The sequence below is a fragment of the Staphylococcus sp. AS1337 genome (genome assembly GCF_051408735.1).
Lineage (GTDB): Bacteria > Bacillota > Bacilli > Staphylococcales > Staphylococcaceae > Staphylococcus > Staphylococcus xylosus_B.
On record NZ_JBOIHZ010000006.1, the window covers coordinates 99,639 to 116,475 of the forward strand.

The window sequence follows — 16,837 nt, forward strand, 5'->3', positions numbered from 1 at the left end:
ATGGTAGAAACAAAAGAAGTTAATGAAACTCCTGCACAAAACGAGCAACCTAGCCAAAAAACAATTAAATTAATTATAAAACGTCAAGACAACGACAAATCAACACCATATAATGAAGAATTTGAAATTCCTTATAGAGAGAACCTAAACGTTATAGCATGTTTAATGGAAATTAGACGTAACCCAGTTAATAGTAAAGGCGAAAAAACAACACCTGTTATTTGGGATATGAACTGTTTAGAAGAAGTTTGTGGCGCATGTTCAATGGTAATTAATGGACAAGCAAGACAATCATGTTCTGCAATTGTTGATCAATTAGAACAACCTATCAAATTAGAACCAATGAGCACATTCCCAGTTATTCGTGATTTACAAGTTGACCGTACTAGAATGTTCGATAACTTGAAACGAATGAAAGCATGGGTTCCAATAGATGGCACGTATGATTTAGGTCCAGGTCCACGTATGCCTGAGAAAAAACGTCAAACTGCTTATGAACTTTCCAAATGTATGACTTGTGGTGTTTGTTTAGAAGTTTGTCCAAACGTAACTAGTAAAAACGACTTTGTTGGTGCTCAAGCAATTTCACAAGTTAGACTATTTAACCTACATCCAACAGGTTCAATGACAAAAGACGAGCGTTTGGAAGCATTAATGGGCGGTGGAGGCTTACAAGAATGTGGTAATTCACAAAACTGTGTAAATGCATGTCCTAAAGGGATACCGTTGACTACATCTATTGCCGCTTTAAATAGAGAAACATCATTCCACATGTTCAAATCATTCTTTGGTTCAGATCACCAAGTACATTAATTGAAAAATATTATTAAAGACTTAACATTTAAATAACAAATGTTAAGTCTTTTTTTATAAAATTAGATAATTATTTTATAGTCGAATAGGGTAAATACATATTGTATATATTATGAATGAAGACTTAACTATTAGCATGATTAATGATTTTGAAAACAAGACTATGCTACAATAAAGTACAAGATAATAAATAAGGATGTAATTGAATATGGACAAACCGATAGGTGTAATCGACTCAGGAGTTGGTGGTTTAACAGTTGCCAAAGAAATTATGCGCCAACTTCCAAACGAAACAATATATTATTTAGGTGATATTAAGCGTTGCCCTTATGGCCCGAGAGAGGGTTCACAGGTTAGGGAATTCACTACAGAATTAGCACAGAAATTAATGGCATTTGATATTAAAATGTTAGTGATTGCTTGTAATACGGCTACAGCAGTAGCATTAAAACATTTGCAAAACATATTACCAATACCAGTAATTGGTGTAATAGAACCTGGTGCAAGAACAGCAATTATGACTACCAAAAACAATGATGTTTTAATTTTAGGCACAGAAGGTACAATTAAATCTGAAGCCTATAGGCATCAGATTAAAAATATAAATCCAAATGTAGAAGTATCTGGGATAGCATGCCCTGGTTTTGTACCTTTAGTTGAACAGATGCGTTACCAAGACCCTACAATCACAAGTATTATTATTCATCAAACACTAAAGCATTGGAGAAATAGTAACGCTGATACAGTAATTTTAGGCTGTACGCACTATCCACTATTATATCAGCCAATAAATGATTATTTTGGTGGGGAAAAAGTAGTGATTTCTTCAGGGTTAGAAACTGCACGTGAGGTAAGTGCATTATTAACTTTTAGTAATGAACATGCAGGATATAAACGACAACCCGAACATAAATTCTTTGCTACTGGAGAAACTGAACATATAGAATTAATTATTGAAGAATGGTTAAAAATGAAAGTGAAAGTTGAAAAAATTGAAATACAAGAATAGGAGACGAAACGATGGAAGATATAGTAATTGCATCAAACAATAAAGGCAAAATAAATGATTTTAAAGTCATATTCCCTGACTATAATGTAATAGGCATCACAGAATTAATTGAGGACTTTGATGTAGAAGAAACAGGAAATACATTTGAAGCAAATGCGAAGTTGAAATCAGAAGCTGCTGCAAAGGCATTAAATAAACGAGTAATTGCCGATGACAGTGGTCTAGAAGTATTTGCCTTAGGTGGAGAACCTGGTATATTTTCTGCACGTTACGCTGGAACTGAAAAAGATGATAATGCCAACATAGAAAAATTGCTAACCAACTTAGGTGATGAAACAAACCGCGCTGCACAATTTGTGTGTGTCATTAGTATGAGTGCACCTGGAGAAGAAACCGTTCAATTTAAAGGTACAGTTGAAGGTGAAATTACTTTAAGTAAAATAGGAGAACAAGGCTTTGGTTACGATCCTATATTTTATTTAGATGGCAAAAATAAAACGATGGCTCAACTTACAGCTGAAGAAAAAAGCGAGGTAAGTCATAGAGGTAAAGCAATTGAAAAGTTACAACAATACATAGAAGGTGAACAATAATGTTGAAATGGATTATAGTAAGTGATAATCACACGGAACAAGGTATTCTTTTTGACGTAATAAGCCACCATGATGATATTGATGTTGCGATTCACCTAGGTGATTCCGAATTTGAGTATCATGACAGTGAATTAAGCCATTTTTATAGAGTTAAAGGGAACACGGATTTTTATCCTGAATTTCCAAATGAAGAAATTATAGCAGTAAATGGTATTAAGGCATTTTATACTCACGGCCATTTATACAATGTGAATCGTACACGTATGCAACTTGCCGAACAAGCCAAAGCATCAGGATGTCAATTTGCTTTCTATGGTCATACACACGTGGCTAAACATGAGCACATTGGTGATGTCCATGTCATAAACCCTGGGAGCATTTCACAATCGAGAAGTAACATAGAAGAGACCTATGCTGAATTGTTGATTGATGAAACTGAAAAATATGTAAAATTAAATTTTTATAATCGTACTCATCAAATCATTGATAGTGAAACATTCAATCTATAATGATTAAAACTATATAGCTGGAAAATACATAAATTATGTTAAATAATGTGTAGTTATTGGAATAATAAAGTAATATTGGTGAGTATAGATCTTTTTTAGGGGCGATTAATGTAGTTTGATTTCAGTTTCGCTCCTAAAATCATTAAATTAGTAAGCTATTTTATCCTAGTAAAATGCTAAAATCAGTTAATTTTTTAATGAAATTAAAAAAAGATGATAAAAAGTCTATTAAAGTGAAAAATCATATTTATTTTTAATGCTTGGAGTATTGCTTTATAGCGATAAGTTAGATATAATAATTCTTGTGTTCAAAAAGAATATGTCCTGGTAGCTCAGCTGGATAGAGCAATGGCCTTCTAAGCCATCGGTCGGGGGTTCGAATCCCTCCCAGGACACTATAACCAGTTGATATATCAACGTTTCGAGAGAGCGAGTGTCAAATATGTGTCAAGAGAATAATTCTCTGACACGTTGACCTTGCTCTTTTTTGTGTTCATCAAGTAAATGAGTATAAACTTCAAGTGTTATGGATATGTTTGCGTGTCCTAATCTTTTACTAATATATTCAACAGATATTCCTTTGCTAATAACATAACTAGCATGTGTATGTCTTAAAGAGTAAGGTGTTATTTCATCGTTTATGTTAAATTCCATTTTCGCCTTATTAAACACTGTTGATATAGCGTTGTGTGAAAGTCCGAATAAATCGCCATTTATTTTTTGCGGATGTTTTGAAATTGCTTTTTTAATATAATTTAAGACACTATCAGATACTTCTATTTCTCTGTCTGCATTTTCTGTTTTGGTTCCAGGTAAATGAATCAAACCAGGTTTGTAATATAAATCCTTATATGTCATTCTATTTACCTCTGAAAATCTTGCGCCAGTAATTAAAAGAATATATAACATGAGTGTACTTTTATCAGTTTTTCGTTTGAAGTGTTTTCTTAATTGCTCATACTCTAATATCGTAAGAAACTTCACACTTTCCTTTTAGGCAATTTAGCCCTTTATAATTCACTTTATAAGTAGCGTCTTTTATACAACTAGATATATACAAGTGTACTTTTCTAACTGTTTCTGATGTTCGTTCATATTAATAACATCATCCTGCAAATATCTAATATAAAAGAACTAGAAAATGAAAATTTTGATATAAAAATTATAAAGGAACTTTTAGGTACTAGATGTGTTAATGATACGTATAAAGATGTTTTGAAGCTGTATAATAAGGGGTTTTCGACAGATAAATTAGCTAAAGAGTACAACTGTAGCAAAACCAAAATCAACTATATCCTACAAAGACAAGGTGTAACTTTTAGAAATAGTGGTAGATCATATAAAAAAGTTAGATGTATTAACACTCAAGAAGTTTTTGCTACAGTAAGAGATGCAACTACCTATGCTGGAATAAAAAACAACATTAATATATGCGCGGTATGTTCAGATAAACAAAAAACTGCAGGAAAACACCATATAACAGGTGAACCATTAAAATGAGAATATGTAAAATGATTCTATATATGATATAGTCTAGTCTTACGTGAAGGCGTAAGGCTCTTTTTTAAGAGCTATTTAATGTTATACAAGTGTATTGAGAAATCAATATAGGGAAAGGCGTTAAGTATAATACAACGGGCAATACTTTGATCTAAGTAACATGCAATGGAAATATTTAACAGGTGGTAAGCTATATGGTTACTATGCTAAAGATATATCTTTCAAAAATAATTTTAACGGTTTAGCTACTGTATACAAAAATACACCATCATTTTTACCAGAAGTTGGAGATATATTTGTAATGGATGAAAAGTATGGTGAAGGTGCTGGTCACACTGGCGTGGTGTGGAGTGTTAACCTAAACACCTTTGTAGGATTAGAACAAAATTGGTACGGAGGCGGAAGGTATAAAACAGAGGTAGCTCAACTTGTAATTCACACATACGACATGAATATGTACTTCATTAGACCATTATACAAAGCGAAAGCTACTGTGGTTGAAAAAGTTAAAGATAAAGTAGCAACTGTTCCGAAACCTAAAGTAAAAGGTAAGGTAGTAAGTAATAATGTTTCAACGTTTACAAAAGTGAAAACTATTAAGTTTAATTTCATCGTTAAAGCCGATGGGTATTGGTGGATAAGCTACACATTTAAAGGTAAGACTTATTACAGTGCTATTTGTAAAATCACTGATAAAAAGGAACGTATTAAATTAGAGAAATATTGTGGTAAATTAAAATGGAATTGGTACGATTAAGTGGAAATAAAAAATAGTAACTTTATGTAAAAAAGTGTTGCACAATTAGATTGGGTGATATATTGTAGTATTTATGAAGTTCCTCCAGAGCTTCATCCTTTTTGAGCCACTCTCTTTATAGAGGGTGGTTTTGTTATTTACACACAATTTAAATTTGTTATAATAAAGTAGACGGTAATTAATCGTCTAAAATATCTTACTTTTCACAGCCACTCTTCGGAGTGGTTATTAAATTAATGAATGCATTAACTTGCTTTAAATGAGATTAGTGTTACTCTTGAATAAGAGGTAGAAACCCAATCTACTTCTTCTATTTACAAGAGACCCTGAATCTCTATTCTTTCAATCCGCTTTGGGAAGTGGAATTCTATTTTGATTAATCTATATGTTTGATAAGTTTATCAAACGTACCATTGTTTACTATACATTGGGCATCCTTCCTTTCAAAGGGTGCCCATTTTTTAAATGTAATAGTATTAGATAATAAATCTATGTACTTGTCGTTGTTCGATGATAGGGTAGGCACTTATGTGCTTACCCTATTTTTTTATGTTAAAATTAAGTTTTGTGATTTGAGCGATTAAAAAAGTATAAAAAGGAGTATAATATGTCTTCATTAAAATTGTTTTTATTAATTTGTTTTTCAATTTTCATTGGTAATATGGTATTAATGATTTTAGAAAGTGCTCCTATTAATATTTGGATTGCTAGATTTATTGGAGGGGTAGCATCTGCTACTGTAGGCATGTTGCTTGCATATTATTTCCGAAGAAAGAGAACTTAATAAAAATTATAAAACTACTTTATACCACCCAAATATGTCACTGGGTGGTTATTTTTATGCCTATTTATATGTAATTTTCATCTTTACTTATACGAACAAGTGCTCTATTATATTCATGAGGTGCTAACATAAAAGTAATAAATCCAAACGCACCAGATGAATATAAGTATGAAACTGCTGAAAAAGCATATGAAGCATACCTAAAAGCTAAAAATGAATATTAAGATATAGTATAGTCTCATGTGAAAGCATGAGGATCTTTTTATAGAGCAATTTAATGTTATACAAGCGTAATAAGAAATTATTACAGGAAAAGGCATTAAATTAAATATATACGCAATGTTGGGACTTAGCTAATTATATATTAAAAAATATTGGGGATTCTTTACGTGGGGAAATGCTAATGCGATGGCTCAAAAATCAAATTATCGAGGACGCAATTTTAAAATTTATAAAAACACAAAAAACTTTGTACCTCGAAAAGGAGACTGGGCAGTATGGACTAATCGTGATCCAGGACAGGTATCTATCGTTGTGGGTAAAGCCACTAAAGATTATTTCTGGTCAGTAGATCAAAATTATTATACTGGTAATTGGTCTGGAAGCCCTCCTTATAAAATAAAACATAGGTACACTGATGCTCCAGGTGGAGTTACACATTTTGTAAGGCCGCCATATCACCCTGAACCGAAGAAAGAAAAGCCTAGTAAAGGAAAAGAGCCAATTAAGAATAATACACCAACAGAAACTAAAAAAGATAATACGCCAATGTTCAAAAATATTATTAATATTACCTATACAAGTTTTAGAGATGATAAAGAGAGAGTAAACGTCACACATTATATTGTCGGTGGTAATAAGAAAACTTCACCTATTAAGGGATTGTATATTAAAGAAAGTACCATGTTTAGAAGTGTGGGAGACATTTATAAGCAACGAAATAAATATGATAATCATTTTGATTTTCCTCACAGTTTCGTAGATAAACAAATGACGTGGCATTGTCGACATACTAAATTTCAAGTTGAAAGTTTATTCTGATTGGATTGTATTAGAAGTATGCGGTTCTGAGTCTGAAACGAAAGAAGAATATATGGGGACGTTAATTTATGCAATGATTCACGGGTTGAAAATGTTGGAATGGAATGACTTAAAGTTAAGTGAAAATTCTTTGAAACTGGATAAAAACGTTTGGAGAATCATGAAAGATACTACTAACTATGATTTGATATCAAAAGGTTATCCAGAAATAGAAAAATATAAAGAGACTATAGAAAAGTTAATAGAGATACATCGTAAAAAAGAAGATTTGCTTAAACAAGTAATTACACCCAAAAAATCTAAAAAGAGAATTAAACTTAAACCAGCTACTAATAATGTACTTATCAAAAAAACTAATAATTCACCCACTCAAAACAAAGAGAAAGGTAAGGTAGATATTGAAATTAGTAAATACACATTTACACAAGCCTTAAATGCTCAAATGGCAAAGGGACTTCCAGTAGTTAATACTGGTGGTGGATGGTTTAATGCTAGTCGTGCAAAAGTAAGTGCTGCTATGGATCCAAATAAAATATGGAGTGATAGTAAACAAAAATATCAAATGTTGGATTTAGGTAAATACCAAGGTGTATCTGTAGATAAACTTAATCAAATTTTAAAAGGTAAAGGCAAGCTACATGGACAAGGAAAAGCATTTGCAGATGCATGTAAAAAGTATAATGTAAACGAAATATACTTAATTGCACATGCCTTTTTAGAAAGTGCGTATGGTACGTCTAATTTTGCTAGTGGTCGGTATGGCATATACAATTTCTTCGGTATTAATGCCCATGATAACAATCCAAATTTAGCCATTGGTTATGCTAAAAATAGAGGTTGGACGACACCTGCTAAAGGTATTTATGGTGGCTAATCTCAGTATAAAGTGAGGTGGTGCTTATGAAAGTACCGACAAAATCTTTAGAAAGGAGACGCCTTGTGTGGTTTCAATTGTAGAAGTGCTACACTTAATGTTAGGTTTCGGTACTTTCATCAAATACAATATGATAAACAAGACCCAGGGAATTTATTAGCAGCCGCAGGATACGGTAGAAATGAGATAAGTGTTCTTGATAACTTAGTACTCAAACATATGAAGGGTGATTCACCAGTACAAGAAGTAGCAAAAGATGTAAAAGAACCTATCAAAGCAAAACCACCACGTACAGTTTGGGGTTGGAATGGTATATTCACAGCAAGTAAAAGTAATACGGAACCAATTGTAGTAAGACGAGTAATGGGATTATATAAAGCGGGAGTAGATAAAGGTTCATGGATTTATCTTGGCGAATATGTGAAATTTGACCAAGTTATCAAAGATAAGAAAAATTGTTTGTGGTGGATTAGATTTAAATATCAAGCAGATGGAGCAAACAAAAAAGATAACTTCTTTATGCCTATTGGTGAAATTACAGACAAAGAAGAGAAGTTATTAAAAGAAAAAACATTATGGGGTAAATTAGAAGTTAAATAATGAATGTGTTTATAGCGATTACTTTATATAAAATTAAATAAATAATATATGACACGCAAATGAATTGTGGTAAAATTTAATTACTGATAACTCGTAATGGCACCACGAGATCAAAACTATCTTTAGGGTATGCACTTATGTGCTCGCCCTATTTTTTTATGTTATAATATTTAAAAAATAAAAGGAGGATTTTCTATGTGTACGAGTATAGCTGTTGTAGATAAAATTTCTTTTCGTTCATAATGAATATGAGTGAAAGGAGATAAAAATGGGAATATTTTCAATTTTTGTTATTAACAAAGTTCATTATATATCAAACCTAAAACACTGATCATAATGAACTTTGAAATCTGTTCGTTATGATAAATAAGGAGCAGAATATAATGAATAACAAAAATCCTAAAAATTCACAAAATTTTATGACATCTCAAAAACATATTTATGAGATATTAAATGAAACAAGCATATGTACCGATGATAATATAATTGAAATAGGAACTGGAAAAGGACATTTTACAAAACAAATATCCAATATCGCTATGTTTGTGACGGGTATAGAAATTGATAAGACTTTATATAGTAATTTGAAAAATGACATTGATTGTTCAGCAAACATTAAATTAGTAAATAAAGATATCTTGGATTATCAATTCCCTGAAAATAGACAATATAAGATTTTTGGCAATATTCCATATAATATAAGTACGGAAATAGTTAAAAAAATATTTTATGAAAGCAATGCTAAATATAATTACCTGATTGTAGAATTAGGGTTTGCTAAACGAATTATGGATAAAAAAAGAGCACTAAGTCTGTTACTTTTATCTGAAATGGATATTGAAATATTAAAAGTAATTCCCAACTCTTATTTTCATCCTAAACCTAAAGTAGATTCGGCGCTAATCTTACTCAAGCAGCACAAATCTTTAATTTCAAAAAAAGACAAAAATTTATATCACTTTTTTGTGTATAAATGGACGAACAAAGACTATAAACAACTGTTTACCAAGAATCAGTTTAATAAGGCACTAAAACACGCCAATATACAGGATATAAATGAAATATCAAAAGAACAATTTATATCAATTTTTCATAGTTATAAATTGTTTAATTAAATTGTGAAGAATTTTATATTTATAGCCATTTTGATAACTTAGTTATTGTATTCCATAAGTTAAAGGCAGCCGTTAATTCGGCTGTCTTTTTTGTGTTTAATTACAATTTAAACGAGGTAGAATACGCTTAAATGCATTTTTTCATATTTATATTACCTTTATATACAAATTCATCCAAGCATGTCACTGGGTGGCTATTTTTCACATTAATAAAAAGATATATGAATACATAAAAATTAATTTAAGAAATAAGTAGACTTCTATATAAAAGTAAACTATAATAAAAATGTTATAATTATTATATAAAATAAGGAGGTTATACTATGTTTGAACAAGATTTTAATACAATAACATACATACTTAATAATGCCATGAAAATATTAAATTGGATTGCCCCTACGGCTATAGATACACTTAATGCATTTTTGAAAGCTCTAGGTTATTAATTGTATATTTATAGTTAAAAACAAATTATAGATTATGTGAGTACCTCCTTATATAGAGGGGGGATTTTTTTGTTGATTAATACGAACAAGTGTTCCATTTTATTCATGAGGTAATTGTATGAAAGTAATAAATCAACATGCACAAATTTATTAGTTATAACAAATTTGTGCATGTTGATTTAAATTTAGATATTAGATAAACGTTTTAATTGGAACATTAAAATAATCCGATAACATTTCAGCATCGCTTTCAGAAATTTCGCTTTGTTCATTTTCCCCATTCCCATATTTTAGAGTTTCTAATATTAGTATTATAAATATTATTTAATTCAAGCGTTAATTTAGAAATACTTAAATTATAATCATTCCTTATTTCATATAAACTTTTCAATTATATCCACTCCATAAATTTGTTTTTTGAAACTAATTTTTATTTTAGATATTACAAACAATAAAAAAGATAATGTGGATATAAAATGATTTTTTGTTTTGCTGAATGTAGTAAAGGGAATATAAATTTGTAAACATTTTAGGAGGTAATATTTATGAAAATAAAAAGTTTAGCTACTATAACTGTATCAGCATTATTGTTAACGGCTTGTGGCAATGGATCATCAGGAAGTGATACTAAAGCAGACAGTTCAAATAATAAAGGTAATAATAATAATGTGATTGCGCTAAATAAAATAAAAACAAATCCTGAAGATGCAGTGAAGAAAGCTCAAGATGTATATAGTGGGCAAAATTTAAAAGGGATTTCCTATGAAAAAAGTAATGGAGAATGGTCTTATAAAATTGAACAACAAAAATCAGGAGAAGAATCTGAAGTAATAATTTCAGATAAAAATAAAAAAGTGTTAAATAAAGAAACTGAAAAAGAAGATTCTGTTAATAAAAACGATGAGTTTAAATATAAAGATGCTATCGGTTATAAAGAAGCAATCAAAAAAGGACAAAAAGAATTTGATGGAGATGTTAAAGAATGGTCTCTATCAGAAGATAACGGTAAACTTGTATATGATATGGACTTGAAAAAAGGTAAGACTAAACATGAAATCAGTGTTGATGCAAAAAATGGTGAAATACTAAGTAATGAACAAGATTAGTAAATTATTTAAACCCACCTAAATGATGAACTGACCCCAAATAACGGGAATAAAATAAAAACACTTTCGTTGAATTTATTTAAAATGAATCATACGGAGGTGTTTTTTCTGTGAAAATAATGTCTTATTCAATAGAAACAAAATATAAAACTATTGAAGTGGAAACAATCAATTTGGATGGGTATTTTTAAGGGCAAAAAAAGGGCAAACACTTAGAAACATATTTTTTTTCTAAATAAAGTTAAAAAACCTTGATATAACAGCCTTTATAGACAATGAAGAACAGTTGTAAAACCACTATATAGTATCCGGTGGAATGCTTGAATTTTAATAATAATATATTTAGTAAAGATAAATAGTAAAATCTAGTTTCTACCATTAAAATGAAAGAAAAATACAATCAGTATTTTTATAGCACTGGCATGGCACTGAAACATCAAAAACACTGATGATACGGGGAATATAGTAGCCTTCCCAGGACACTAATAGCGTTAAATAGCGCACATTCCAAACTTAGAAACCTCATAACGACGGGGTTTCTTTTATTTTGTCTACAATGAAGTACAATAGAAAACTTAGAACAAGAACTGCAATTACTAAATATTCAAGTAGATGAAGCACAAGCCGAAGATATTTTAGAAAATATGAACTTTACTGGATAAAAAATATGATCATCCATTATCACTTCCACGATGAGAAAAGCAAAGAATTGCCATTGTTAGAGTTATTTTGAAAGGCGCACCTATTATTATTTTAGATGAAGCGACTACAAGTATTGATCCAGAAAATGAACACCTCATACAACAAGCAATTGATGAGTTAAGTAAAGGTAAAACTTTAATGACTATCGCACATAGGATAGGAACGATTAAAAATACTAATGAGATTATCGTACTTAATGAAGTCAAATAATTCAACTCGTAATCATCATACATTACTTCAAACATGAGGAATGTACTAAAATTTTATAACTATAAAAAAGCAATCATAAAGTTGAAGATTATAATAGGTGTTTAATCGAGGCATTTAAATATATTGAGGGAAGTTCATGGAATATTTGAAAATAAAGATATAAGTAATTATGAATATGTATCAATTTTTATCTAGCAAATTAAATATTCTTTGACACTGTATACCATCAATTTTGAAGGTTTTAAAAAGAGAAATGTTAAGTTACTGTAAAAAGCATTGAACAATTTTGTTGTACGTAATAAAATAGTATTATGAAGTACTCCATTACTTCATTCTTTTTGAGCCACCTTCTCCCTTGGAAGGTGGTTATTTTTTATGTGTTTTTTTAAAATGATTGTTTGAAAATAAATTGAAAAGTGTAAATAAATTTAATAGTAAGAACTTTGATTTTAAATTTATATCAAATAGGTTATTTGTGTTGTAAGTTATTAAATTATGTTATCTTATTAATGTTCTTTATTTAAAAAAATAATTAAGGGTTTGTATAAAACATATCTCCATATTGAGTAGTTCAATTGCGAAAGGAAATACACATTTTGATAATCAATATAAATAGTTTTAATACAAAAAGCGAATTAGAAGGAGATTATTGAATTGGAAAAATTACTATCTATCATAGTACCTGTTTACAACAAAGCGTATTTTCTAGAAACGTGTATAGAATCTATCAATAAACTTAATATCAATAAAGATAAAATAGAAGCAATTTTTGTTGATGATCGTTCAAGTGATAATTCATTAGAAATTGTTGAATCATTTGCTACTAAATATGATTTTATAAAGGTAATACAATTAGCTGAAAATACAGGTAGCCCATCTGAGCCTAGAAATGTAGGTATGAAGAATGCTACAGGTGAATATATAACTTTCTTAGATGCTGATGATTGGTTAGATCCGGAAGGGCTCCCAATATTATTAAATCAAGCAAAAGTTCATCATTCTGATGTAGCGTTTGGCCAAAGTGTTAAACATTCAGAAAAAGCTATAAAGAAAATTGGGAGATTTAGTTCTTATAAAAATGATAATCATTTGGTTCCATACGAAATTGAAAAAATATTTAGAGCAGTTGGTCCACCGGGCAAAATAATTAAGCGTGATATTATCATTGATAATGAAATTTATTTTAAACATATGAAATACGGCGAAGATAAATTATTTTTCATAGAAGCAATATCTAAATGTAAGACAGCTTCAATGAATCCTAAGCCGACTTATCACGTGAATCGTTATACTTATAATCAATCATTAGTCGGTCAAACGGATATAATTGAAAAAACTAAATTAAATTTAACAGTTTTAGATGAAGTTCTGAAACTTGAACTTCCAAGTAACGCAGAGTTTGAAGCGATTAGTCGAATTGTGGAAGTTGATTATATGTCGCGATTATTTAAAAATACCAGGTTTTTAAAAGCTGAAAATAAACCCGTATTTTATGAATTATTTGATGAAATGGTATTAATGTTAGCATCATATGGTAAAAATATTGAAGATTATTTATTGACTGATACATTTAAAAATATTTATCAATTTTTGAAGAATAAAGAATATCAAAAATTAATAGAATTTATAACTATGCTACAACAAGGTGGTAAAGCAAATAAATTTGTTAAAAATAACCGAGTCCATTTCTTAATGCCAGAAACTTTAAGTGATGCTTTACCAATTAAAGATCCAGTATTTGCTGTATATGAAGGTACACATTTAATAGAGGGAGCTTTTAAAGATGTAATTCGTGTATATAAAGATGATCAAACAATTATTGATAAAGTAATGCTGAATGAAATAAATAATGAAATACATGATGTGACTATCAATTTTGAAATAAATAATAATTATATTTATATCGATACGGAAGATTTGAACCAATGTGATTTTGCATTCAATATATTCTTAATTTATGATGGATATAAATCAATTTATGTGAATATGAATTTACCTAATGCAAGTCAAAGGGCAAGTTTAAACAGACAAAATTTTAAAGCCGAGTTTGTATCAGCAACAAAGTCTAGAAATAAAGCCAATAGTTTAAACGAATATTTAACATATAAACCGAATTCGGTATCACTTGTTAAAAAAGCGAATTTATATAAAGATGTTGAATTTAAACAACTTGCTGAAAAAAGTTTAGAAATTGGAGAATTGGTAGATATTACGGATGTTGTGAAAACTGCTAAAGGTACGCCAAGGTTTATTACATCTGATGGTTATTACTTAACTGCTAATAAAAAGAATGTGTACCCTGTTGATAAAGACAAGGAAGATAAGTATATATATCGTAAACCTAATGATGTTACTGTATTGAAGAAATGTAAAGAGTACAAAAATAGAAATTTTGAGGGCGAACCAGTTAATATTTTAAATTCAGGTGATAATTTAGAAATTCAAAAAATAGTTTTATCCTCTAAAGGTACACCGAGACTCAAAACTAACCGTGGCACCTTTATTACGGCAAATCTTGGATTTGTAACGGAAACATGAATTTTCAAAGATATTTAACATATAATAAATAATGGAATTTAAGCTATGAAGATATCTGTATAGATGTCTTTATAGCTTTTTTCTATTACATAACATAATCATTTAAGGTGTGATGTTAAATTTTAATTCATATTCTCGTTAAATGATTACTTTTTATTTAAAAATAAAAATGCAATATAAGCAGTGTTTTGAATTGTCTAACAATATTAATGAATTCGAAATACTGTTTTAATATTAAATTTACATAGTTGTGGTTTATTTAATTGTGCGTAATACACTTAGGGATTCAAAACTGTTTCGTAAATTAAATAAATTAACAGATAAAGAAAATTTATAGTTAAGTAAGAAAAAACAGACAATTTAATTACGTATTATTTTATAGTGAACGTAAGGAACGATAGCTAAACAAAATAATTAATTAAAAGCATCGTTTTCAATATAAAAACAGTCATAATAATTAAAATTTAACGAGGAGTGTTTACAATGGAAGGTTTATTCGAAGCAATTAAAAGTACAGTTCAAGCTGGTGTCGCAGGAGATGGCGCTAAATTAGGGACAAGCATTGTAAGTATCGTGGAAAATGGTGTAGGTTTAGTATCAAAATTATTCGGATTCTAGGTTTTAATTTAATATAAATTAATTAACTAATAAAGGAGATATTCAAATGACTAAATTAGCAGAAGCAATTGCAAACACAGTAGAAGCAGCGAAATCAGGTAATGGTACAGATTTAGGTTCAAGTATTGTAGATATCGTATCAAGTGGTGCAAGCTTAGTAGGAAAACTATTCGGACTATAAGTCTTTTATAAATAAAAAAATACAAATTAAAGGGGTAATTAATTATGGCAGGATTATTTGAAGCAATCAAAGAAACAGTACAAGCAGGCATCGCAGGAGATGGCGCTAAATTAGGGACAAGCATTGTAAGTATCGTGGAAAATGGTGTAGGTTTAGTATCAAAATTATTCGGATTCTAGGTTTTAATTTAATATAAATTAATTAACTAATAAAGGAGATATTCAAATGACTAAATTAGCAGAAGCAATTGCAAACACAGTAGAAGCAGCGAAATCAGGTAATGGTGCAGATTTAGGTTCAAGTATTGTAGATATCGTATCAAGTGGTGCAAGCTTAGTAGGAAAACTATTCGGACTATAAGTCTTTTATAAATAAAAAAATACAAATTAAAGGGGTAATTAATTATGGCAGGATTATTTGAAGCAATCAAAGAAACAGTACAAGCAGGTATCGCAGGAGACGGCGCTAAATTAGGAACAAGTATCGTAAGCATCGTGGAAAATGGTGTAGGTTTAGTATCAAAATTATTAGGATTCTAGTTTTTCAATAATATATCCAATGGTCAGGGTGATAACCTTGGCCATTTTTTTATGTGTAAAAAATGTGTATACTGAAATGGTTAAAGATTATTAGTGATGAACGGAGGAAGGTTTAAATGACAATCAAAAACTTACTTATAGATTTTGATGATACATTAGTAGATTTTCATGATGCTGAAACTTTCGCATTTGATAAATTGACAAAAAATTATAACTTAAAAACAAATAAAGAAGACTTAGACGTCTTTATGAAAGTTAACCAAGCGCATTGGGATGCATTTCAAAAAAATGAGCTTACTAAAGATGAAGTGTTAAGTAAAAGGTTTGAAGCGTACTTTAAATTACATGATTTAGTAATAGATGGTGTGGAAGCAGATTTTATATTTAGAGATGAGTTAGCCAATGCACCTATTAAACATTTTACAAATACGGTTGAAACACTAGATATTTTAAAAGATAATTATGATTTGTATATAGTAACTAATGGTGTTTTAGAAACACAAGAACGTAGAATTGAGAAAACTAACATCGGTCATTGGTTTAAAGGTGTGTTTGTATCAGAACAAACAGGATATCAAAAGCCAATGCCAGAGTTTTTTGATTATGTATTTGATAAAATTGGCGAAGAGAAACGTAAAGAATCAATGATTATTGGTGATTCAGTGACTTCTGATATATTAGGAGGCAAAAATGCTGAAATAGCAACTTGTTGGTTTAACCCTAGAAAAAATGTGAATGAGACAACAATAAGACCTGATTATACAATTTCTTCATTAGATGAAATAGTGGTTCATATTCAATAAAAAAGGCGGGACAGAAATCATAAGTTTAAAAATTGATTTCAAAGACCCGCTTTTATATTGCTCTGTGTTCTTAAAGAATTATAATGAGTTCACAATTGA

22 protein-coding genes, 1 tRNA gene and 1 pseudogene are annotated in these 16,837 nt (G+C 29.7%); 23 read left to right on the plus strand and 1 reads right to left on the minus strand.

The window, feature by feature from the left end; genetic code table 11:
- From sdhB to ACSUE0_RS10575, 5 genes are all read left to right on the plus strand, one after another.
- Positions 1 to 813: a succinate dehydrogenase iron-sulfur subunit gene (sdhB, locus tag ACSUE0_RS10555; protein ID WP_029379029.1), complete on the plus strand. Its 813-nt coding sequence runs from the start codon at positions 1 to 3 to the stop codon at positions 811 to 813.
- A 208-nt stretch (positions 814 to 1,021) separates the two neighbouring features.
- Entirely contained in the window at positions 1,022 to 1,822 is an 801-nt protein-coding gene (gene racE / locus ACSUE0_RS10560; RefSeq protein ID WP_119613979.1) for a glutamate racemase, read from the plus strand.
- Between the two features lie 11 nt (positions 1,823 to 1,833).
- On the plus strand, positions 1,834 to 2,415 hold the full coding sequence (locus ACSUE0_RS10565) for an XTP/dITP diphosphatase (RefSeq protein WP_119613978.1): 582 nt from the start codon (positions 1,834 to 1,836) through the stop codon (positions 2,413 to 2,415).
- Positions 2,415 to 2,924, plus strand: coding sequence for a YfcE family phosphodiesterase (locus tag ACSUE0_RS10570; protein ID WP_017724198.1), 510 nt, complete (start codon positions 2,415 to 2,417; stop codon positions 2,922 to 2,924). Before ACSUE0_RS10565 ends, ACSUE0_RS10570 begins: the two co-directional genes overlap by 1 nt.
- A gap of 321 nt (positions 2,925 to 3,245) precedes the next feature.
- A tRNA-Arg gene (locus tag ACSUE0_RS10575) sits at positions 3,246 to 3,319 on the plus strand.
- Between the two features lie 52 nt (positions 3,320 to 3,371).
- Here ACSUE0_RS10575 and ACSUE0_RS10580 read toward each other — a convergent pair.
- A complete protein-coding gene (locus ACSUE0_RS10580; RefSeq protein ID WP_436957298.1) occupies positions 3,372 to 3,908 on the minus strand; it encodes a tyrosine-type recombinase/integrase in 537 nt (178 codons plus the stop codon).
- Positions 3,909 to 4,007: 99 nt separating this feature from the next.
- On the opposite strand from ACSUE0_RS10580, the gene ACSUE0_RS10585 reads away from it, so the two are divergent.
- The 18 genes and pseudogenes from ACSUE0_RS10585 (at position 4,008) to ACSUE0_RS10670 (ending at position 16,738) form a co-directional block, all read left to right on the plus strand.
- Positions 4,008 to 4,424: a hypothetical protein gene (locus ACSUE0_RS10585; protein ID WP_436957300.1), complete on the plus strand. Its 417-nt coding sequence runs from the start codon at positions 4,008 to 4,010 to the stop codon at positions 4,422 to 4,424.
- 160 nt (positions 4,425 to 4,584) lie between these two features.
- Entirely contained in the window at positions 4,585 to 5,181 is a 597-nt protein-coding gene (locus ACSUE0_RS10590) for a CHAP domain-containing protein (protein WP_436957302.1), read from the plus strand.
- Between the two features lie 607 nt (positions 5,182 to 5,788).
- On the plus strand, positions 5,789 to 5,965 hold the full coding sequence (locus ACSUE0_RS10595; protein ID WP_436957304.1) for a hypothetical protein: 177 nt from the start codon (positions 5,789 to 5,791) through the stop codon (positions 5,963 to 5,965).
- A 408-nt stretch (positions 5,966 to 6,373) separates the two neighbouring features.
- On the plus strand, positions 6,374 to 7,006 hold the full coding sequence (locus ACSUE0_RS10600) for a hypothetical protein (protein ID WP_436957306.1): 633 nt from the start codon (positions 6,374 to 6,376) through the stop codon (positions 7,004 to 7,006).
- Entirely contained in the window at positions 6,990 to 7,880 is an 891-nt protein-coding gene (locus ACSUE0_RS10605) for an N-acetylglucosaminidase (RefSeq protein WP_436957308.1), read from the plus strand. The genes ACSUE0_RS10600 and ACSUE0_RS10605 overlap by 17 nt, the downstream gene beginning before the upstream one ends.
- A 63-nt stretch (positions 7,881 to 7,943) precedes the next feature.
- On the plus strand, positions 7,944 to 8,480 hold the full coding sequence (locus ACSUE0_RS10610) for a hypothetical protein (protein ID WP_436957310.1): 537 nt from the start codon (positions 7,944 to 7,946) through the stop codon (positions 8,478 to 8,480).
- Positions 8,481 to 8,748: 268 nt separating this feature from the next.
- Positions 8,749 to 8,811 (plus strand): erythromycin resistance leader peptide, encoded by a 63-nt coding sequence (locus ACSUE0_RS10615; protein WP_436957358.1) that lies wholly within the window; start codon positions 8,749 to 8,751, stop codon positions 8,809 to 8,811.
- A 52-nt stretch (positions 8,812 to 8,863) separates the two neighbouring features.
- Entirely contained in the window at positions 8,864 to 9,595 is a 732-nt protein-coding gene (gene erm / locus ACSUE0_RS10620; RefSeq protein ID WP_436957312.1) for a 23S ribosomal RNA methyltransferase Erm, read from the plus strand.
- Between the two features lie 323 nt (positions 9,596 to 9,918).
- Positions 9,919 to 10,041, plus strand: a complete 123-nt coding sequence (locus ACSUE0_RS10625; RefSeq protein WP_436957314.1) for a hypothetical protein — start codon at positions 9,919 to 9,921, stop codon at positions 10,039 to 10,041.
- A gap of 545 nt (positions 10,042 to 10,586) precedes the next feature.
- On the plus strand, positions 10,587 to 11,147 hold the full coding sequence (locus ACSUE0_RS10630; RefSeq protein ID WP_119615213.1) for a PepSY domain-containing protein: 561 nt from the start codon (positions 10,587 to 10,589) through the stop codon (positions 11,145 to 11,147).
- Between the two features lie 696 nt (positions 11,148 to 11,843).
- Positions 11,844 to 12,050: pseudogene (locus ACSUE0_RS10635) on the plus strand (ABC transporter ATP-binding protein); the annotation flags it as partial.
- Between the two features lie 663 nt (positions 12,051 to 12,713).
- Positions 12,714 to 14,597, plus strand: coding sequence for a DUF5776 domain-containing protein (locus tag ACSUE0_RS10640; protein WP_436957316.1), 1,884 nt, complete (start codon positions 12,714 to 12,716; stop codon positions 14,595 to 14,597).
- A 483-nt stretch (positions 14,598 to 15,080) separates the two neighbouring features.
- On the plus strand, positions 15,081 to 15,215 hold the full coding sequence (locus tag ACSUE0_RS10645) for a beta-class phenol-soluble modulin (RefSeq protein ID WP_436957318.1): 135 nt from the start codon (positions 15,081 to 15,083) through the stop codon (positions 15,213 to 15,215).
- A 46-nt stretch (positions 15,216 to 15,261) separates the two neighbouring features.
- Positions 15,262 to 15,396 carry a beta-class phenol-soluble modulin gene (locus tag ACSUE0_RS10650; protein WP_436957320.1) on the plus strand — a complete coding sequence of 45 codons (135 nt, stop codon included), beginning with the start codon at positions 15,262 to 15,264 and terminating at the stop codon, positions 15,394 to 15,396.
- 44 nt (positions 15,397 to 15,440) lie between these two features.
- On the plus strand, positions 15,441 to 15,575 hold the full coding sequence (locus ACSUE0_RS10655) for a beta-class phenol-soluble modulin (protein ID WP_017724204.1): 135 nt from the start codon (positions 15,441 to 15,443) through the stop codon (positions 15,573 to 15,575).
- A 46-nt stretch (positions 15,576 to 15,621) separates the two neighbouring features.
- On the plus strand, positions 15,622 to 15,756 hold the full coding sequence (locus tag ACSUE0_RS10660) for a beta-class phenol-soluble modulin (RefSeq protein WP_017724203.1): 135 nt from the start codon (positions 15,622 to 15,624) through the stop codon (positions 15,754 to 15,756).
- Between the two features lie 44 nt (positions 15,757 to 15,800).
- Complete coding sequence (locus ACSUE0_RS10665) at positions 15,801 to 15,935, plus strand: beta-class phenol-soluble modulin (protein ID WP_119613812.1); 135 nt, start codon at positions 15,801 to 15,803, stop codon at positions 15,933 to 15,935.
- A gap of 116 nt (positions 15,936 to 16,051) precedes the next feature.
- Entirely contained in the window at positions 16,052 to 16,738 is a 687-nt protein-coding gene (locus ACSUE0_RS10670) for a YjjG family noncanonical pyrimidine nucleotidase (RefSeq protein ID WP_436957323.1), read from the plus strand.
- The last annotated feature ends 99 nt before the right edge of the window (positions 16,739 to 16,837 follow it).

What these genes read in the sequence shown, in the direction of transcription:
- ACSUE0_RS10670 (WP_436957323.1), top strand. Translation starts at nt 16,052, where the DNA reads ATGACAATCAAAAACTTACTTATAGATTTTGATGATACATTAGTAGAT.
- ACSUE0_RS10585 (WP_436957300.1), top strand. Translation starts at nt 4,008, where the DNA reads ATGTTCGTTCATATTAATAACATCATCCTGCAAATATCTAATATAAAA.
- ACSUE0_RS10645 (WP_436957318.1), top strand. Translation starts at nt 15,081, where the DNA reads ATGGAAGGTTTATTCGAAGCAATTAAAAGTACAGTTCAAGCTGGTGTC.
- ACSUE0_RS10595 (WP_436957304.1), top strand. Translation starts at nt 5,789, where the DNA reads ATGTCTTCATTAAAATTGTTTTTATTAATTTGTTTTTCAATTTTCATT.
- erm (WP_436957312.1), top strand. Translation starts at nt 8,864, where the DNA reads ATGAATAACAAAAATCCTAAAAATTCACAAAATTTTATGACATCTCAA.
- sdhB (WP_029379029.1), top strand. Translation starts at nt 1, where the DNA reads ATGGTAGAAACAAAAGAAGTTAATGAAACTCCTGCACAAAACGAGCAA.
- ACSUE0_RS10630 (WP_119615213.1), top strand. Translation starts at nt 10,587, where the DNA reads ATGAAAATAAAAAGTTTAGCTACTATAACTGTATCAGCATTATTGTTA.
- ACSUE0_RS10650 (WP_436957320.1), top strand. Translation starts at nt 15,262, where the DNA reads ATGACTAAATTAGCAGAAGCAATTGCAAACACAGTAGAAGCAGCGAAA.
- ACSUE0_RS10665 (WP_119613812.1), top strand. Translation starts at nt 15,801, where the DNA reads ATGGCAGGATTATTTGAAGCAATCAAAGAAACAGTACAAGCAGGTATC.
- ACSUE0_RS10565 (WP_119613978.1), top strand. Translation starts at nt 1,834, where the DNA reads ATGGAAGATATAGTAATTGCATCAAACAATAAAGGCAAAATAAATGAT.
- racE (WP_119613979.1), top strand. Translation starts at nt 1,022, where the DNA reads ATGGACAAACCGATAGGTGTAATCGACTCAGGAGTTGGTGGTTTAACA.
- ACSUE0_RS10655 (WP_017724204.1), top strand. Translation starts at nt 15,441, where the DNA reads ATGGCAGGATTATTTGAAGCAATCAAAGAAACAGTACAAGCAGGCATC.
- ACSUE0_RS10625 (WP_436957314.1), top strand. Translation starts at nt 9,919, where the DNA reads ATGTTTGAACAAGATTTTAATACAATAACATACATACTTAATAATGCC.
- ACSUE0_RS10660 (WP_017724203.1), top strand. Translation starts at nt 15,622, where the DNA reads ATGACTAAATTAGCAGAAGCAATTGCAAACACAGTAGAAGCAGCGAAA.
- ACSUE0_RS10570 (WP_017724198.1), top strand. Translation starts at nt 2,415, where the DNA reads ATGTTGAAATGGATTATAGTAAGTGATAATCACACGGAACAAGGTATT.
- ACSUE0_RS10600 (WP_436957306.1), top strand. Translation starts at nt 6,374, where the DNA reads ATGGCTCAAAAATCAAATTATCGAGGACGCAATTTTAAAATTTATAAA.
- ACSUE0_RS10590 (WP_436957302.1), top strand. Translation starts at nt 4,585, where the DNA reads ATGCAATGGAAATATTTAACAGGTGGTAAGCTATATGGTTACTATGCT.